Origin of the sequence: Allomuricauda sp. NFXS6 (assembly GCF_040148835.1) — a bacterium.
Lineage (GTDB): Bacteria > Bacteroidota > Bacteroidia > Flavobacteriales > Flavobacteriaceae > Flagellimonas.
The window spans coordinates 54,782-71,411 of record NZ_JAGEMG010000010.1 but is presented as its reverse complement, the minus strand read 5'-3'; the positions used below and the strand labels follow the sequence as shown (position 1 = coordinate 71,411).

Below are 16,630 nucleotides of genomic sequence, written 5' to 3'. Positions count from 1 at the left end.
GTGCTATTGCTTCTTTTTTAGTTCTTGAAGCAATTCGTCATCTTTGGCTTGTTTAATTTGGACTAGTTCGTCCACATTTTCGTTGGGCACGGCAATCGACAATACATAATGGGCAATTTTCCATTGCCCATTTACTTTTTGTAAGACTCCTGAACCGCGACAAATCTTCATTTGGGTGTCCAACAGTTCATCAAACCAAGCAAAGGTTACAGATTCATCTACATAAATGTTGCGTTGCACGGCAGTAAAGCTCCACGCTTTCCCTTTATCAAAATAAGGTTTGGAAAAAGATCTAAATTCCTCGTTTTGCCAGTTTTCCATGGCATCGGTTCCCAAAAACACGCCGTCCTTGGTCATTTTTTCGAAGTACGCCTCAAAATCCGCATTGGCAGCTGCCATGTGCCAGCTATCCAAAACATTGTTGATTTTATCTTTCTCTGTATTTTGGGAGAAGATGGTCATGGATACCATCAACAGTCCCAAAGTGAAAATTTTATGTTTCATCTAGAATCAATTTTTCATCCAACTGGCTGTTCATGATCACATTCAACTGACTGCGCATGGCATTATAGGCTTCCAAAACCTTTATGGCGGGTTCCGTGGTCGGCTGGTTTTCCAGAATGCTCGCTTTTGTTTTGTACAAAAAGGTTCGCATCACGGTTTGCCTGCTCTTTACTTGGAAAGTATCGAATGGTTCAGGGTATTTCCCAGCCGCAAGATCTTTCTCTTTTTCTATTAAATCATCAATGGCAAGTGCCAGATCTTCGTTGTTGGTTGCTTTGTACAGCACATCGATGCTGTTGTTTAAATCCTTAAACTGCGGCCATTCCGAGACAATGGCCGTAGCTTCAGCGTTAATCTGGTTTTTTTCGGGCATTTTTTGGTAGTTGAACTCCAACGCTTCCGTATTCACCTGAGCTGTAGTTTTATCGGTCTTTTTACACCCGCCCAAAACCGTTATCGAAATAAGGATGCCTAACAATTTTTGCATAAGCGAATGTACAAATTTTAATAAAGGGTATCTTTGCCCTCAAACTAAATTAACTTCAATTTTAATGCACAAACCCATTTTAATAATAGGCGCCTGTGGCCAAATAGGAACTGAACTCACCTTTGAACTTAGAAACAAATATGGTGCGGAAAATGTAATTGCCAGCGATATTCGAGAGGGTAGCGAGGCTTTGATGCAATCTGGCCCTTTTGAACTTTTGGATGCGACGAACTATGCCGCTATTGAAGATGTGGTAATGCATTACGAAATTGACGAGGTGTATTTAATGGCCGCCATGTTGAGTGCCACAGCAGAAAAATTTCCGATGCGGGCATGGAACCTGAACATGAATTCGCTTTTTAATGTGCTCAATTTGGCGAAGGATAAAAAAATATCCAAGGTATTCTGGCCGTCAAGCATTGCGGTATTTGGCCCGAACACACCAAAAAATAACACACCGCAGAACACCATTATGGAGCCCAGTACCGTATATGGCATCAGTAAACAATCCGGTGAAAGATGGTGTGAATATTACCATAAAAAATATGGGGTGGACGTAAGAAGTGTTCGTTACCCAGGATTGATCAGCTGGAAAACCATGCCTGGCGGAGGCACTACGGACTATGCTGTGGAAATATACCATGAAGCCTTAAAAAAAGGTTCCTATGAATGCTTTTTGGACAGTGACACGGAACTTCCGATGATGTATATGGACGATGCCATTAGAGCCACCATTAATTTAATGGACAGTCCTTCGGAAAAAATCAAGGTAAGATCCTCTTATAATTTGGCGGGCATGAATTTTACCCCGAAACAGATGGCGGAGAGTATAGCCAAACACATTGCTGGATTTGAAATACGTTATGCGCCCGATTTTAGACAAGAAATTGCCGATTCGTGGCCGAGTAGCATCGATGATATAGCAGCAAGAAGGGAATGGGGCTGGGAACCGAGATTTGATTTGGCCCAAACCACCGAAGCAATGCTGAAAAATTTAAAAGGATAGCAAATTATTCTTCGCTATCTTCCTCAGGGTCGGAGTCTGAAAAGTCTTCGGCATCCTCACCGATTTTTTCAAAATCCTCAGATTCAAAATTCTCATCGTCCTCTTCGTCGAAGTCAGCCATGGTACGTTCCAACTTGGAACTGATCTTTACCAGGTATTTGGTGTCCTCCGTAGACACTTCAACAGCTTCTATGTATTCGCCCTTTAGGTTTTTGAAGTTGATTACATCATCATCCCCATAGCCGTCCGGATACTTCTCCACCAAAAGTTTAAGTACCTCAGAGGTCAATTTTTTATAGTCTACAATTACGCGTTTGAGGTTATTCATGATGTTATGGTTAACTCCTTGTCCTTATCGGTACAATGTGATTGTATGGAAAAATTATAAAAAAAATCTTTGGTTATCAAAATTGAGGCGATTTTATCGACCAAAAATGATGTAAACTTGAAGATGGCATTACCAAAGTGTAAAGTGGAATTGGTGAAAGCAGACCCCTAGAAAGGTTGAACTACCCTATCGGGAAGATAATTTTACCGGTGTTCCCACTTTTCCATTCCAAATATCTCGCAATCTTTATTAAGGAACGTTTTTTAAGATACAAACCCAACACTTCTTAAGATATGAAACACTTGTTGAGTGATAGCTACCAGTTCCCTTTTTACCTAGTATTGGCAATTTCCTTTTATACAATAAGAAAAGAATCGGTTTTCCATACTGATAACCGATTCTTTAATTTGATTGTATAATTTCAACAAAAATGTGATTCAAACTATCACACAATAGTCAATTCTTCTTGTATTTCATTTTTACTTTTGGCCTTTTTTGGATTATATCCTTTATCCTTTTTAGGCCTTAAAACCTGATTGTCTTGCCAACATATATCCGTTTGCTCTACAGGGTCCATGATTATTAGGTGTATCCACTCATTTTCCACTAACGACCTTAGTTTCTCGTTTCTGGAAAGAATGGTGTTGACCCTTTCTTTTGGGGCCTGTACGATTACGGAAAGCCTTATAGGTGTATGGTAGGGTTTGTTTTCTGAACTATACAAGGACTCCCATGGCAATCCCATCTTAAGGTCACCGCCATTGCCCTGCACTGCACCAAACTGCCCCGTAATATTATGTATTGTTTTGGTTCCGGCTCCAAAGCTTTCATTGTCGACAGTAGCAAAATAATAGTGGTTGTTGATCCATTGTGTTACGACCATTGGGCCCTGCATTATAGCTTCCAATGCTTTTCCTTCCTTGTCAATTTCCCAATCGTATGAATGAAGGAAGCAACGACCATCGAGGTTACGGTGCATTGTTGCTTTTCTGGGAGCTATTACAAAACTTGCATTTTTGGCCAGTCCCCATTCTGGCCTGGTCTCTCCCCAGTTACACGCATTGATTTTTGCTTGGGCCATGCTGTTCCCTGTAATACCCAACCTTTCCCGGGTAGCTGACTGCTGAGCTTTTTTAAGGTTCGATTTGATGTTTGACACTAATTTCTGGTGATGGTCAGACAGGTTGGAGTCAAACAATTGGATCTCATCCGTGGTAGTGTTATGTTCGGCGCCAATAAATAGGGTTGAACTTGGAATATCTATTCCAAATTCTGATGAGAGAAAGGCCCGTACCTGATCATTGTTCGCCATTTTGGCCAGCATGCGCGCATTGTGCCTACCGGGGCTTGCGGCACATGCTCCACAATCTAAACTTGATGCGAAAGGATTATTTGCAGAATGGCTTCCATGGCCCACAAAAATCACGACCGGAGCAAAATTTTTCCATCCCATAAGATCAAAGCCGGATTTTACAATGGCTGCCTGTTGGGCTATGGGAACAGCTATATTTGAGCCAACTGTTCTTAACTCTGGCTCGCAAATGGTTTCATAGGCGACTTTTTCCTTGTTTGCAAATCGCCAAGCCGCCACGGGAGCTATGGTTCTTGCAACAAGGTTCAAACCATAAAAGAAGCCCGAACCTTCCACAAAGCCAAAGGTGGACGGTAGCATATTCTTCATACGCTTTAAGAAGTAGTCCCAGAATTTAACGAGTTCGTTTTTTCTATCCTTATTTTTCTTGGATTGTTGATTACCCTCAAGAGCTTCTTCAGAAACCTGGTAACATGAATCTACGATAGGTGGGCAAGACTTTTGTACAACACCATCCCTTTCGTTTTCGTAATCCATTGCAATTCCAAAAAAGCCTGCATAGCCAAATGTTTCGTAGGAACCCTTGGATTCCACGTGCCTTCGGATCAATTCGGATCTTGTATCTATGCAAAAGACCATTTGTGCATCGGGAATCTTATATTCTGATTTGTTGGACCCGCTTTTGTCGGGCGCATCCTTCAGCATTCGAACCAGTTCCAATTGCCAGCTTTTCTCCCATGCTTTTAACCACATATACTGGAGCTCCATAATTTTGCAGCTAGTTTCTACAGCAGATGGCTCCACTAAAAACGTTATCCCGAGATGTTTTGCGGTCCAGAGACGAACGGCCAGGTATTCTTCCAAATCTATTGGGTATTTTTTCTGCCATAGTGGTTGGTTTGTTTTTCTGTGTTTAATGTAGCCCGTCCAACCGGGTAGAGCAGCCAAGTGGTATGTGAAAATATCTTGAATCTGTTCATCGGACAAACCGGATAACAAGCTAGCGATTGCATCCTTGCTGTTTTTCGGAATATCGGAAAGCTTGATTCCCTTAAAGTCATCATCGTAAGGCGCAAGCTTTCTCCAGGCTTTATAAAATCCTAAGGACTTAAAGGGCATTTCCCACTCGGCCAGTCCTTCATCCAAAAAGGCCGAGATCCATTTTACCATAACCCTATCCAAGATATGTTGTGGATTTTTTCTCACCAATTCCTCTTGCGACTCCATCAATTGCAGATAGTATTCCGGTGAATTCTCATAACCATTCTGTTGGAACAACTCCTTAAGCTCCGAGAGTTCGATTTCCCCATTTTCAAGAGCCTTTCTGTATATGGATGCCTTTGGGTATACGGATGCGCCCAAAACTTTTTTAGCCCGCTTTACCGCCAATGGGAAAGGTGAATTTTCATAACCGCTCAACGGATTGGAGGTTACAAAGGAATACAGAGGCCACGTATTTCCTATGTGATCAGAAGCCTCTTCTATAAACTTATCTAGTACACTATGTTTCATTGGTTTTTAGCTTTATACATTAGAATGGTCTTTCTATGGGGTTGGGACAAATTCATCAATTTCACATACAAACCAGGAATTTCTCGATAAATGCCCAACTTCATCAGGAAAAACCCGATTAAAAACACCAGCCCAAAGACTATTTGCAGTAGTGATACTGAGGTTGGAGCGGCAATCACCTGCATTCCGGTCATAAAGGATGATACCCCATTGTACATTAAAGCATAAGCTCCTATCCCCGCCAAAAAGAGCAATGGAGGCAAAATTATTTTTTGGGTTCCGGTGAACAAATTTTGTTTTACGATGTTGTACGTAGCTTGTCCTACGGCAATAGATGCGATCAAAGTCAGGAAAATTCCACTATCCCATTCCATTCCCTTTCCTGTCAATCGTGCAAAAATGAAAGCTCCAAGAACACTGTAGAGCAGCACAATGAATGCTTGAAACCACTTAATGCGGATTGTCGGAGGCTGCGCTGGCACGGATTGTTTAACCCCCTCTCCGGAGGACAAGAACAAATAGGCCTTATAGAAACCGTGCAATATCAAGTGGGCTATAGCGGCATTGAAAAAGCCGAGACCGCATTGCATGATCATAAATCCCATTTGGGCAATGGTAGAACATGCCAAACGTTGCTTTACGTTCACCTGTATCAATTTGGTAAATTGAGCCAAGACCGCCGTAAGACCCCCAATAACAAAAAGTATATCCGTGGTCTTTGATTCCATAATTACGTAGGCCAGCAAAGTGAGCACAATTCCAGAACCATTTACAAACCCAGCATGCATAAGAGCCGAGGCCGGGGTGGGTGCTGTCATGGAAGAGAGCAACCATTTATGGAAAGGGAAAATCGCAGATTGGATCAAAGCCGCTGTTATGATACATAGGGCAGAAATGACCATGAGATAATTGGGTGTTGTTCCAACTTTTTGCATTAACCCACTCAAGGTGATCACATTGTGGTATGCAGCCAAAAGAAATAGACCAAAACTTAAACAAACACCACTTGCCAAAAAGTAGTGTCCCGCAAGACGCTTGGCCTCAAAAGCTTCCCCCCAATTGTTATCCAGACCAATCAATCGGGACATAATGGCTCCCATCAAAAACCAACTCAGCAACAGTAAAATAATGTGGTCAGACACCAAAAAAAGAATTACCGCAGCTGTAAATCCAAGACAAAACAGCATAAAGCTGAGTCTTTGCCCGGAATGTTTGAAGTAAGAATTGGCATAGGTGCTAATTATTGCACTAAAAAAAGTTACCGTGGTCGATAAAAGAACGGTAAACCCATTTGTTCTAAAAATATCTCCCCATTTCCATTCCGGTATATCGGGATAATAAACAATGGTAAAAATCAGGTATCCAATAAAGAACAGCCAAAATAAAACCGGGATCAACCCGGCGGCATCATTCTTTTCGGAAGGTTTTGTTAGTATGTTCTGTAGTGGTTTCATAGTATTGCCAGACTTGGAACTATTATCCTTTTTTCTGTTTGGAATCAATCCTCTGCAGTCCGTTTCGCTTGCTTGCCAAAATCGCCGCGCCGAAAATGAAACAGCACAATAAAATGCGGTCCATAAAAATGGACTCGTTTACATACGACATTACAATTAATGAGATCATCGATAATATGATTAGAAAAACTCCAGTATTGTTAAATGACTTTTGCATACCTTTTAATATTTAATTTGTTGGTTTATTTACAACTATGATGTTTGTGTTTATGGAAAGAGAGAAGTTATCTAGTCCACATACTTTATTTCCAAGATGCCGTTGATGGTAATATTCTTCCCGTTTTTTCGAGCTTGCTCTATAATGGTCCGTGCTGTCATTTTTTCTTTTTCCAATTCATCAATGCGATTATCAAGCATGTTGGTTTTACTTGAATGATTGCCTTCCCAAATTTTCAACCTTTGAATTTTATGGAAATTAATTTTTTCATCGATTAAGGCGGTCATCACATCTGATGCCTCGGTTGGTGTAAATGTTCCGTCCACCAATTGAATTTTTCTTTGATCTGTAAGAACTTCAGGTAATACTTTTGCTTCCATAAGAATTTTGTTTTTAAAATTTTTCCAATGCAAAGGTTAGGGAAACAATTCATTAATTTTTATTTATATTTATAATAACATACATTAACATATTTTATGTATTATACGTTGCACCAACTACAAATATTCCTTAAAATATCTGAACTACAGAGTATTACAAAGGCTTCTGAGGAGTTGCATTTAACCCAGCCAGCTGTCTCAATACAGCTAAAAAAATTTCAAGATCAATTCCCGATTCCACTTACCGAGGTGGTGGGAAGACAACTTTATATTACGGATTTTGGTAAAGAAATAGCTCAGGCTGCCGAACGAATTATCAATCAGGTCGAAGAAATCAATTATAAAACCTTGGCCTATCAAGGAAACCTTTCGGGACGGCTGAAGGTATCAGTGGTATCCACAGGAAAATATGTGATGCCTTACTTTTTGTCCGATTTTATGACGGAAAATAAAGGGGTGGACCTTATAATGGATGTCACCAACAAATCTAAAGTGGTTAGGAGCTTGGAGCTTAATGAAGTTGATTTTGCCCTGGTCTCTGTGCTTCCGGAAAAACTGAATGTCGATACTGTGGAACTAATGCCCAACAAACTTTTCTATGTCAGCAATTATGACAGGGAACTACCTAAAACCATCTCCAAAAAACATTTGTTTGAAAAGATTCCTTTAATCTATCGGGAGCCCGGATCGGCCACTCGTAATGCCATGGAAAGTTTTATTGAAAAAAATAGATATTCAGTGAACAAAAAAATGGAGCTCACCTCAAATGAGGCCGTAAAACAAGCCGTCATTTCAGGACTAGGTTGCTCAATAATGCCGCTTATAGGGAACAAAAATGCGCTCAAAAACAATGAGCTAAAAATAATTCCGGTCAAAGGACTGCCCATCACCACTACGTGGAACCTTATATGGCTGAAGTCTAAAAACCTATCTCCCGTAGCAGTTGCTTTTTTGGACTATTTAAAAGAAAGGAAAGGACATATTATACAGAAGAAATTTAGTTGGATATATGACTTTGAGCATATTTAATCCTCCTATTAAATATGAAAACTTTAGAAGTAGCCCCGGCAAGAATCGAACTTTTCTCTCGGACCCCCAGTTTTATTGGGGTTTCCACTTTTTGTTTTCCAAATGTTGACGATTTGTGAACTTTTGTGATCGATTTGTCTTTCGTCATATCAAAGATAAACAAACGACTGTAAATGATTGATTTATAAATGAAAGTCTATCGTTTGTTTAAACTTTGATTCATCTCAGTTCTTCTTAAATCCTGTTAAACTAATTTGAGGTTAATTGACTCCCAAGGTGAAGACCAATACTCCTTGTACCTAATTTCAGCCCGATATATTTTGGTAACTTAGCGATTAACGGTGATGAAAAAAATGGTCATAAATAAATATAATCTTGTTTGTATTCTTACATCAATATGTATTTCATCATTTGGTCAAAATATACCCCAAGAGTTTTTGACCAATCAATCCCAAATAGACTCCTTATCAAAAATCTCAGCATATGATGATGCACTTCTGCTGGCATTACAAAATTTGAAAATTGCAAAAAATACGTCTTCACCTTTACTCTTGGGCAAAGCTCAAAGTGAGGTGGCCAATAGCTACTTTCACAAAGGAAATTACGATTCCACACAGCACTATGCCAAAAAGGCCATCGTTTTGGGGACGGAGAACAATTTGCCCGAAGTGACCACTAGTGCACTGCTTTCCATTGGAAACATACATTATTCAAAATTTGAAGATGTTGATGCAATAGCCACCTACCAGCAAATAGATTCCATTGCAGAATTTTCTGGAGAAAAGAACCCGTATGTTGTCAAAGCGTTGTTCAATCTAGGCAAAGTACTCTTAAGGACCTACAGCGTACAGGATACTTCGTATATAGGAAAGTCCGAACAATATTTTAAAAACGCCATACAAATGGCTTCGGAAATAAATGATAGCGATCAGGAACACTACGGCTATATCATGCTCGGAAATATTTTTGGGCAAAGAAAGGAATATCAAAAGGCCAAGCCTTATTTTAAAAAAAGCCTAGCCTATTTTAAAAACAACGGTTCCATTGAAAACGTAGCCAATATTTATTGGTCCTTGGGTATCATAGAGACAGACCTCAATAATTATGATCAAGCCGATGCCTACTATAAAAAAAGGCTTGCCCTGCTCACTGAGACAGGGGACCCTAATCAAATTGCTAACGCCAATCGGGTCTACGCTGGGTTTCTTCTAAGAATTGGGCGCTATAAACAGGCAGTACCATATTTTGAAGACGCCTATGCCTATTTTAAACAAGCCGATGCCGGTTCTAGTGGTGTTTTGCTGGGAATCACCAAAAACCTAGCAGAATCCTATGGAAAAACCGGGGACTTTGAGCAAGCGGTCGAATACTATGGACGATCATTCGTTCTGCAAGATTCTCTAGAGGCCCGAAAGCAAAAAAGCCTTGCCCTGGATCTTGAAGCCAAATACCAAACACAAAAAAGAGAACAAGAAATAGCGCTGTTGAAATCACAAAATGAACTTGCCGAACAACAAAAAAGGAATCAGCGCAATCTTTTTTTGGGAGGAATAGGTTTAACATCCTTGGCAGGATTGTTTCTCTTTGTGCTTTATCGCAACCGTCAAAGAACGAACAAAAAATTAAGGGAGCTGGATGTGGCCAAATCAAACTTTTTTGCCAACATATCCCATGAACTGCGTACACCTTTGTCTTTGATACAGGGTCCGGTAGAACAGCAACTCGAGCGTGCGGAACTAAGCCAAGAGGATAGACGGAACCTGACCATTGCCAAAAAGAACACCCAACAGCTCGCCACTTTGGTAGACCAGTTGCTGGACCTATCAAAACTGGAATCAGGTTATTATGAACTGAATGTCAATAAAGCAGAGTTGTCCACTTTTTTGAAATCACAAGCGGAATCGTTCTTGTTCAGCGCCGAAAAAAAATCCCAACAACTCCAAATAAAAATCTCCAAAGATCAAAATCATTATTGGTTTGATGCTGACATACTTCAGAAGGTGGTTGGCAATCTTTTGGGCAATGCACTAAAATACAGTCCACAAAATGCCGAGATAAATTTTGAGGCGGAAATCATACAGGGCGTTCTCTCATTAACGGTGACAAATACAGGTGTATCCCTAACAAAAAAAGAATTACAGGAAATATTCAACCGCTTTCACCAAATTCATGCCAATAAAAGAGGTACGGGAATTGGACTAGCACTCACCAAAGAACTGGTCGGATTGCATAAAGGAAAGATTGAGGCCAAGAGCAGTCCGGAAAGTGTCACATTTCACTTGGGATTGCCCATACTTGAAACCGACTACTCAAACGAGGAAAAAGTAACTGGCACAAAATCAACAACTTTAGAGGAAACCTATCAAGAAAATACAGATGCCGTTGAGGATGAGGGTAAAGTATCCATTACGGAAAGTGATGAAAGCCGAGACGTTATTTTGATCGTGGATGACAATGAGGATCTACGCACCTATGTTTCTTCTATTTTTGATGACGAATTCAATATTGTTACGGCAGACAATGGAAGCACCGGTTTTCAAAAAGCACTGAAACAGGTTCCCGATCTTATCATAACAGACCTGATGATGCCCGAAGAGGATGGACTGAAATTTACCAAAAATTGTAAGACGAATGATGCTACGTCCCATATCCCCATTCTAATGCTCACGGCAAAGGCCGGTGATGAAAATAGACTGACAGGATTGGAAACAGGTGCCGACGCCTATCTGACCAAGCCATTCAATAACAAAATTTTGAAGCAGACTGCCAAAAACTTATTGGAGAGCCGCAGAAAACTACAGGAGCGTTTTAGTCAAGAGATTATTTTAACCCCAAAGGACATATCCATCAGCTCTTATGATGAACGCTTCTTGGAGTCCCTTCAAAATGTTTTGGACAATCATTTGGTCGCATCAGACTTTAATTCAAAAGATTTTGCAAAAGCTTTGGGTATGAGCAGAATGCAACTGCACCGAAAGTTAAAAGCGCTCACGGGACAGACCACTACGGAATTTATTCGTAGCCAAAGGCTAAAATTGGCAGCTTCGCTACTACAAAAAAGTGATGCCAATATCTCCGAAATTGGCTATCAGGTAGGCTTTAACGATCATTCCTATTTTACAAAATGTTTTAGGGAAACCTATGGAACATCTCCCTCTGAATTCAGTAAAAAATAACCTTCCCAAGTCTCCTTAAGGCCAAGGTTTTTCTACCCTGTTACATATTTCATAGGCTTTGATACATAATTCATAGCCCTCAGCATTATGTGCCATTATGTTTGCTCCAGCGTTGAATGATGGCCTACAACCCATTCATTCAACCTTACCGATTGACTAACACAAAAACACTTCATATCACCATGAAGAAAAAGAGGTATGAAGGCATACTTGAAGAAGTTCCCCGATATGAGATTTATTTGAACGTGAACAAATTGCAAAAGGGAAAATACAAGCTAAAGATTATGAATAAAAACAATGTCATCAAAAGCACACATTTCTCTAAGGAATAGGCCAAGGAGAAAAGCGTCAACACGGCAAACTATGGATTATTAATAAAACAATCTACCACGAAGTAATCAATCACTTTGGCTTGGCATTGGAATAACAAAATTGTTCCCCTAAACAACATTAAATTAAACTACTCATGAAGCTTTTTTTTAGATCAATTATCGTTTGTCTTATCCTATTGTGCCAAGGTTGCGGCAATGATGACAATGGAAACGGAGTTGTCGTTATTGATGATGACGGTGTTGGCGATGAGCCAATTATAGAAACATTGGCAACCTTGTCTCCGACTAACAACGAAAGCCCAGTTTCCAAAACACCATCGATCAGCTGGGAAAATTACGATAGCGACCAACCGGTTACGTATTCCTTGTTCCTTGGAACTTCTGAAAATACACTGACCGAAATCGAATCAGGACTCACAGTTACTTCATATGAGATTGAAACGGACGATGCCCTTGATTTGAACACCGACTATTTTTGGCAGATTATAGCTTATGAAGAGGGTGAAACGGTGGCGGAAAGCGAAGTTCAAACATTTACCACAGAGCTCATATTCCCAAGCTTAATTACTGAAGATGCTGCATACGGTGCCAGAAAAGCCACCGGGGTTGAAGTATTTGATGATAAAATTTGGGTGATTGGAGGACGAAATGAAGCAGATGTTGCCCTTACGGATATCTGGTCCAGTGATGATGGTGAGAATTGGACGTTGGAAGGCGATTTTCCTTTTGGGGGCATCTATGGACATGAATTGATTGCCTTCAACGGCAAGTTATGGATTTACGGAGGTGTTTCCGAAGGTTTCCTCTCCACGAAAATTTTTAGCTCTGAAAATGGTATCGCTTGGGTGGAAGAAACGGAGACCACGCCATTTATACAATATCAAAATTCAAAGTTTGAAGTATTGGGGGATAAAATATTTAGAATTGCCGGCTATTCGGGCGATATAGATGACCTATCTCCAGAACGCAATGTGTACAGCAGTATCGACGGATTAAATTGGAATTTGGAAATAGAAAATCACGGGTTTGATACCAAGTACAGTTTTCAAATTGAAAACTTGAATGAAACCCTGTATTCCTTTGAGCCCAATGCAGATTTGGACATTGAAGAAATCAGTACAAGGACCAGTATGGATGGAATCAACTGGTCGACCCCGGAAGTTTCAGAAATCCGTGAGAGAGGCATAAACTCGGTAAGGACCGTAGTATTGGATGGTAAAATTATATTGATGACCACCCCTGTGGATGGCCCAAATCCCGATTCAACCTTTTATGAATCTTCCAACGGAGTGGAATGGGTGGCTGCCACAACGATTGATTCGGTTCCGATAAGAGCCATTTTCTATACATTGGTAAATCTAAATGGAGAACTATTTGCCATTGGTGGAACACAACGAAGCAATTTTTCAACAACAAACAATACCGTTTGGAAACTTAACTGAAGATCTTAATCAATTCAATTAAATAAGCTTATGAAATCAATTGTTAAATTATTATTGGCTACTATGGTAACAGGAATTTGCACGCTGCATGCCCAAAAGTTGCCCAAGAACACAAACATCAATATTTCCCAGACCTCCAAAATAGATTTGAGCAACAAAATCATTGCCAAGCCACAAAGGATAGAGGTGAAAAAGTTTGAAAGCCTTAATGCAAAACAAATAGCAAAACTTCCCGCAACTACATATGACCGTTCTGCTTTATTGAAGCTTAAGTACAACAAATCATGGGAAATTGAACCTGGACGAATGACGGACAAGGATATGAAGGTGGTATCATATTTTGGAAAATTTGAGCAGTCCCCCAGATACATCAGTGTGTATCCAGAAAACAAATATTATCCGCGAGTAAACAATGGAGCACCAGGGTTTTTACCTGAAATGAGGTATCTGGTTTTGCAATTCAATCCAGAGGCCGGACAAAGATACCGCGTGATCATCAAACTTAAACCTGGCGAATACGGAAACAAAAAAGTGATGACCAATGTTACTGGAAGATATAATGAAACTTGGTTTATCAACAACCAATACGACGAGATTATGTTCGATTTTATTGGTGATAGCAGAGAAATAAAGATAAGTCCGATTATCGCGGGGGCAGAGAACTATTATATCAAATATGAACCCTTGGAGATAGCGAATATTAAAGTTGATAGAATTGATGAATAATCCATGCGATAGGGCTTAACTGTAAGTCAAGTTCTAAAATAAGAGAGCTTTAATAAACATTAGAACAACATTATGAAAGCATTAAACATTACTATTGCCTTTTTGGGCGTGTTGCTAATAGCTGCTTGTGGCGATACAGGAAAAAAGGAAAAATCAACTACAGAGAGTTCTGGGACAGATCTAAAATTGGAAGCTGCCAGCGCAATGGATTTGGAGCAAAAAGGGGATTATACCCAACTATACACTCCAAGTGGAGATTGCAAACTTACCCCTTCTCAATTGGCCAAGGCTTTGGGATACAGTAATCATCAAGTAGAAGAACAAAGCAACTATCAGGGAGATTGCTGGTATAAAGTAACCCATCCAGGCAATTTTACGGTCAATTACGGAATAAGCCTAGAAAAATGGGGAGACAAAAACATTGTTGAAGACCAAATAAAAAGTGGACTGAAGAACGAGATGATTGATCTCAGTATAAGTAAATCCGGCGATACCTATATAAAAAGACATCCTGTACAGGGCTTCTTGCTGCTGTTAAATACAAACTATGGAAACCCTATAAAAATCAGTTACAGTTATTTAAACACTAGTGGTCCCAAACTGACAGATTCCCAAAGGGAAGAACAGAAACAGAATACGTACAAAATTGCCAACTATCTTATTGATCACTACCAAAAATAAATTAAGATGAAACTATTGCAAAACATCTTGTTGTTTGGCCTCTTGTTTATAGGTGCGTTTCAGGGATATGCCCAACCTTTCACCTTGAACAAAGCGATTCAGCCGGTAGAATTGAAACTATTGGCAGACACTAGAACGGGGCACGACGGGGAACTTGGCATTGTTTATTTTAATAGACTAAAAGATTCCGCAATGTACCACTACGTTACCGGCCACGACCTTTATAATTTTGTTGATGTGTTGGTCACCAGTGTAGACGGCACTCCATTAAAAGTAAGCTTGGCAAAAGATAACTGGGAAGCCGTGCAGGCCCAACAAAACACTGTCAATGCTCGAGATGGGGTAGCGGACTTCAAAATACGTACCTGGGGAAGTTTTGGAATAAAAATAGAGCCGGAGCAACCCAACAATTCTATCTATACCATTGCAGTGGTGGCCAGCCCCGAAAAAAAAACCTATTTGGGCAGTGCCTTTAGGTCAATCAATGAAGATGAAATGACATCCAGTGGTGAAGCCTCACCCATTGAAGCTGCTGGGACGACCGGCGATGGAGGGAAGACCAATTACCTGTTATACATTGCCCTCGGGGTTGCTTTACTGGTCATAGGTGTTTTGGCTGGAAAACTTATGGGTAGAAAGGGAAAAGGGACAGCAGTGATTCTCTTGCTTCTATCATTAATGCCATTTTCAAGCTTTGGTCAAGATGGGGGCGCTGTGTTGACCATGGAAGAGTTTGAAAATTGGAAGAAGCAGCAAAATTCAAAACATGCAATGGTCATGAGCCAATTAGCGGGTTTGGAGAGCGAGCGCAAAGCTGTGGACAAAGCAGTTAAGGATCTAGACAAGACCATCTCTACGATACGGAAACAATGGGACAATGTAAAGTTACTCTATTCTACCTATAATAATGGACTGGGTAAATGCATCAGTTCAGCACCACCGGGCCAAGCACCTTCCATTCCTTCCATTTGTACCGATTTTTATTTTGATGATAACGGGGAAATCTCTGAGGAGGAAAACCAAGGCTGTGCAGAATGTTTTTTTGAAGCCCGAAAGAAGTTTAACAACATGCGATACCAGTTTGAAAAGCTTGCCACAATCTATAAATGCACCAAGGACTTTTCCAATGCCGCAATTTCCTTTGGAGACGACGTATCTGGCTTTACCCCTAGCGGTGTTGGTGGTATGGCCTGGCAAACCCAACGAAGAAATATCGAAAAGTCCGTGACCGAACTTGAACAAGCTTATGATGCTAAATATGCTGAATTTCTACAAAGTCTGGCCGATGCCATGATGGAACTCAACATTTGCGAGGCCAAGTATGGGGTTGAAGACTGGTACGACCGTTTTGGCTATATGTATTTTGAATTTATGAAAGATAAATATCAAAGAAAGGACTAATGAAAGTAAAGAAAATAAAGTTCATCGTATTCTTGTCCCTAAGCTTGGGCATATGGGTCAGCTGTAAATCTATAAGTCCAATAGCAACTTCCACCTATACGGACATCATTGGATCTTGGGAAGGATGTGATGGACGTGTAGTTACCTTTTACACCAATGAAAATGGAGAAATTGAAGGACGCTATGCAAAGCTCGGGGGGCTTGGAAGGTACAAGTTCACCTTGGATGAAGTTGGCTTCCATCTTTCCCAGCAAAACCCGGGCACTTATGTTGGACAGGTGAAATGGAAAAATACTATGGGAAAGGAAACCTGGAGGGATGAAACCATTATAGTGGAAAACAATATCTTAAAAACCTCAAGTTCGGATGATTGTAGTAAGGAATTAACTAGAGTTGAGCATTTATCAGGTAAAAAACCAGGCATTAACTGAAATTCTAAACAAAGGCGAGCGAAACCAAGTTTCGCGCTGCAAGCCCCAAATCTTGCCAAACTAACCTTACTGAGCGAGGCAATTCTATCTATTAATCCGATATACTCTCCTCATCATTTGAGGTAATCCAATGGTCTGTTTGCCTCAATTTTATATCATTCCAATCTCCATTCCGTTATTTTAAGCTTTAGATTGCTTTTCCATAGGCCCAA

The 16,630-nt window shown here is 40.3% G+C and carries 15 protein-coding genes; 9 read left to right on the top strand and 6 right to left on the bottom strand.

Annotated elements, in window-relative coordinates:
* Positions 1-3: 3 nt before the first annotated feature.
* Positions 4-504 (bottom strand): nuclear transport factor 2 family protein, encoded by a 501-nt coding sequence (locus tag J4E06_RS14665; protein ID WP_349524725.1) that lies wholly within the window; start codon positions 502-504, stop codon positions 4-6.
* Complete coding sequence (locus J4E06_RS14660; protein ID WP_349524723.1) at positions 494-991, bottom strand: hypothetical protein; 498 nt, start codon at positions 989-991, stop codon at positions 494-496. Before J4E06_RS14660 ends, J4E06_RS14665 begins: the two co-directional genes overlap by 11 nt.
* Positions 992-1,055: 64 nt before the next feature.
* Between J4E06_RS14660 and J4E06_RS14655 the strand changes: the two genes are divergently transcribed.
* The gene (locus tag J4E06_RS14655) at positions 1,056-1,997 is read left to right on the top strand and encodes an NAD-dependent epimerase/dehydratase family protein (protein WP_349524722.1); all 942 of its coding nucleotides are present in this window, start codon (positions 1,056-1,058) and stop codon (positions 1,995-1,997) included.
* A 4-nt stretch (positions 1,998-2,001) separates the two neighbouring features.
* On the opposite strand, the gene J4E06_RS14650 is transcribed toward J4E06_RS14655, so the two are convergent.
* From J4E06_RS14650 to J4E06_RS14635, 4 genes are all read right to left on the bottom strand, one after another.
* The gene (locus tag J4E06_RS14650; protein WP_349524721.1) at positions 2,002-2,325 is read right to left on the bottom strand and encodes a hypothetical protein; all 324 of its coding nucleotides are present in this window, start codon (positions 2,323-2,325) and stop codon (positions 2,002-2,004) included.
* A 445-nt stretch (positions 2,326-2,770) separates the two neighbouring features.
* Complete coding sequence (locus tag J4E06_RS14645; RefSeq protein ID WP_349524720.1) at positions 2,771-5,149, bottom strand: DUF2309 domain-containing protein; 2,379 nt, start codon at positions 5,147-5,149, stop codon at positions 2,771-2,773.
* The gene (locus J4E06_RS14640) at positions 5,146-6,603 is read right to left on the bottom strand and encodes a proton-conducting transporter transmembrane domain-containing protein (RefSeq protein ID WP_349524719.1); all 1,458 of its coding nucleotides are present in this window, start codon (positions 6,601-6,603) and stop codon (positions 5,146-5,148) included. The genes J4E06_RS14645 and J4E06_RS14640 overlap by 4 nt, the downstream gene beginning before the upstream one ends.
* 288 nt (positions 6,604-6,891) lie before the next feature.
* A complete protein-coding gene (locus J4E06_RS14635; protein WP_349524718.1) occupies positions 6,892-7,200 on the bottom strand; it encodes a hypothetical protein in 309 nt (102 codons plus the stop codon).
* 96 nt (positions 7,201-7,296) lie between these two features.
* On the opposite strand from J4E06_RS14635, the gene J4E06_RS14630 reads away from it, so the two are divergent.
* The 8 genes from J4E06_RS14630 (at position 7,297) to J4E06_RS14595 (ending at position 16,418) form a co-directional block, all read left to right on the top strand.
* Positions 7,297-8,229: a LysR family transcriptional regulator gene (locus tag J4E06_RS14630; protein WP_349524717.1), complete on the top strand. Its 933-nt coding sequence runs from the start codon at positions 7,297-7,299 to the stop codon at positions 8,227-8,229.
* A 515-nt stretch (positions 8,230-8,744) separates the two neighbouring features.
* On the top strand, positions 8,745-11,405 hold the full coding sequence (locus tag J4E06_RS14625) for a hybrid sensor histidine kinase/response regulator transcription factor (RefSeq protein ID WP_349524716.1): 2,661 nt from the start codon (positions 8,745-8,747) through the stop codon (positions 11,403-11,405).
* Positions 11,406-11,587: 182 nt separating this feature from the next.
* A complete protein-coding gene (locus tag J4E06_RS14620) occupies positions 11,588-11,737 on the top strand; it encodes a hypothetical protein (protein ID WP_293281838.1) in 150 nt (49 codons plus the stop codon).
* 134 nt (positions 11,738-11,871) lie between these two features.
* The gene (locus tag J4E06_RS14615; protein ID WP_349524715.1) at positions 11,872-13,179 is read left to right on the top strand and encodes a Kelch repeat-containing protein; all 1,308 of its coding nucleotides are present in this window, start codon (positions 11,872-11,874) and stop codon (positions 13,177-13,179) included.
* 30 nt (positions 13,180-13,209) lie between these two features.
* Positions 13,210-13,905 (top strand): hypothetical protein, encoded by a 696-nt coding sequence (locus J4E06_RS14610; RefSeq protein ID WP_349524714.1) that lies wholly within the window; start codon positions 13,210-13,212, stop codon positions 13,903-13,905.
* Positions 13,906-13,977: 72 nt separating this feature from the next.
* The gene (locus J4E06_RS14605; RefSeq protein WP_349524713.1) at positions 13,978-14,586 is read left to right on the top strand and encodes a hypothetical protein; all 609 of its coding nucleotides are present in this window, start codon (positions 13,978-13,980) and stop codon (positions 14,584-14,586) included.
* Positions 14,587-14,592: 6 nt separating this feature from the next.
* A complete protein-coding gene (locus tag J4E06_RS14600; protein ID WP_349524712.1) occupies positions 14,593-15,987 on the top strand; it encodes a hypothetical protein in 1,395 nt (464 codons plus the stop codon).
* On the top strand, positions 15,987-16,418 hold the full coding sequence (locus J4E06_RS14595; protein WP_349524710.1) for a hypothetical protein: 432 nt from the start codon (positions 15,987-15,989) through the stop codon (positions 16,416-16,418). The genes J4E06_RS14600 and J4E06_RS14595 overlap by 1 nt, the downstream gene beginning before the upstream one ends.
* Positions 16,419-16,630: the final 212 nt, after the last annotated feature.